The organism is Dubosiella newyorkensis (assembly GCF_001945605.1).
GTDB classification, from domain to species: Bacteria; Bacillota_I; Bacilli_A; order Erysipelotrichales; family Erysipelotrichaceae; genus Dubosiella; species Dubosiella newyorkensis.
In genome coordinates, this window is record NZ_MPKA01000080.1 from 1 (window position 1) to 1,515 (window position 1,515).

Genomic DNA, 1,515 nt, shown 5'->3' on the forward strand with positions numbered 1-1,515 from the left:
AGTTTGAAAAGCAACAAGAAATGGGTTCTTAGGGATAGGGACCCGTAGTCAATGGAAAGCGGAACAAATTTTTTCGGATTTGTCAAAAACAGAAATTTAGATTGTCCTCAAACTTGACATAGTACCAGATCTGTTCAAATATCTGTTCGCCAAATACCATGTCGATATCGTCGTCATGTCTGAACTGAAAGATAAGAAGACTGATCAGCAGGAGATATTCGAAGAGATCATCAGCCTGCTCCACGCTTTTTCGATGAGGATGGATTCAGGAAGAAGGAAAAAGATCAAAGAGGCTTTGGCTGACGGAATAGAAGAAGGAGGTGAATGCGATGGCAAAAAGACAGAAGTCCAACAGGAATCGTGAAGAAAGCTATGCCCAACGTCGCCAAAAACTGACGGAAATCCAGTACGAACATCTTGTTGAGCGGCATGTCATCCGTCCTTCTAACAGCCATTACAAAGTGCTGGAGGACTATGCTCACAAGGCAAACAATGTCTACAACCAGGCTTTATACCGGGTCCGCCAGGCCCTGTTCAAAGGTTCATGGATGACCTATTCCCAGCTGGACAAGAGCCTCAAAAAGTCGAGAGACCAGAAGGACTGCATGATCTACTCGTCCATGAACAGCGTCCATCTTGTCCAGCAGATCCTTCGTCTTGTCGCTCAGAACATGACCTCCTGGAAAAAGGCAAGAGACGCTTATCGGAAAGCCCCTTGGATTTAGTATTAATGGTGCATCCCTTAAACCTCTGAAAATTCAAGTGGTAGAATGTCATAAGAAGAACAATTTGAATTCCAGAATGAGGAGGAATGAAAAATGGCAAAGCAATATGACAAAGAATTTAAGGAACAGGTGATTCAGTATGTACTCGATCATCCAGACCTTGCCTACACCCAGATCGCACAACAGTTCGGAGTCCATGACACAACAATTGGAGGATGGGTAAAAAGCTATAAAGAGCATGACGATCAGGTCGTCGTAAGAGGATCCGGCAACTATGCCAGCGATGAAGCCAAAGAGATCGCCCATCTTAAAAAGCAGCTCAGAGATACCCAGGACGCGCTCAATGTATTAAAAAAAGCAATCAGTATACTCGGCAAGTAACGGCTCGTCTCCTCTATCGATCGGTCCAGGAATACAAAGAGAAACATCCCAAAGCATCGATAGCGGGTATACTGGCTATATTGGAGAAGAGCCCTTCCGGCTACTACAAGTATTTAAGATCAAAACCATCCAAGACAAAAGTCCGACGGGAAAAAACAAAAAAAGCAATCGTCAAGATCTACAACGATTCGCACCAGCTGTATGGCTCGCCCAAGATCGCAGAGATCCTGCACAAGAAAGGGATCCAAGGATGCCAGAAGTATGTCTATTCGATTATGAAAGAAGCCAATATCAAACCGAAATATCTGAAACACAAGATAAAAACGACCATATCTAAAGGGAATGATCGAAAACTTCACAATCTTCTGAAAAGACAATTCAATCCAAAAGATCCTTAAAATCACTAATC

The 1,515-nt window shown here is 43.3% G+C and carries 3 protein-coding genes and 1 pseudogene; all 4 read left to right on the top strand.

The genetic code is table 11. From position 1 onward, the window contains the following. Positions 1-127: 127 nt before the first annotated feature. Positions 128-364, top strand: a pseudogene (locus tag BO225_RS07860) (recombinase family protein); the annotation flags it as partial. Continuing rightward, a complete protein-coding gene (locus BO225_RS07865) occupies positions 330-725 on the top strand; it encodes a hypothetical protein (protein ID WP_076341699.1) in 396 nt (131 codons plus the stop codon). The pseudogene BO225_RS07860 and the gene BO225_RS07865, both read left to right, overlap by 35 nt. A gap of 93 nt (positions 726-818) precedes the next feature. Then, on the top strand, positions 819-1,106 hold the full coding sequence (locus BO225_RS07870; protein WP_076340276.1) for a transposase: 288 nt from the start codon (positions 819-821) through the stop codon (positions 1,104-1,106). An 80-nt stretch (positions 1,107-1,186) separates the two neighbouring features. Beyond that, positions 1,187-1,504 carry an IS3 family transposase gene (locus tag BO225_RS07875; RefSeq protein ID WP_076341700.1) on the top strand — a complete coding sequence of 106 codons (318 nt, stop codon included), beginning with the start codon at positions 1,187-1,189 and terminating at the stop codon, positions 1,502-1,504. The last annotated feature ends 11 nt before the right edge of the window (positions 1,505-1,515 follow it).

Excerpts from the sequence above, each read along its gene's own strand:
- BO225_RS07870 (WP_076340276.1), top strand. The coding sequence starts at position 819 with ATGGCAAAGCAATATGACAAAGAATTTAAGGAACAGGTGATTCAGTAT.
- BO225_RS07865 (WP_076341699.1), top strand. The coding sequence starts at position 330 with ATGGCAAAAAGACAGAAGTCCAACAGGAATCGTGAAGAAAGCTATGCC.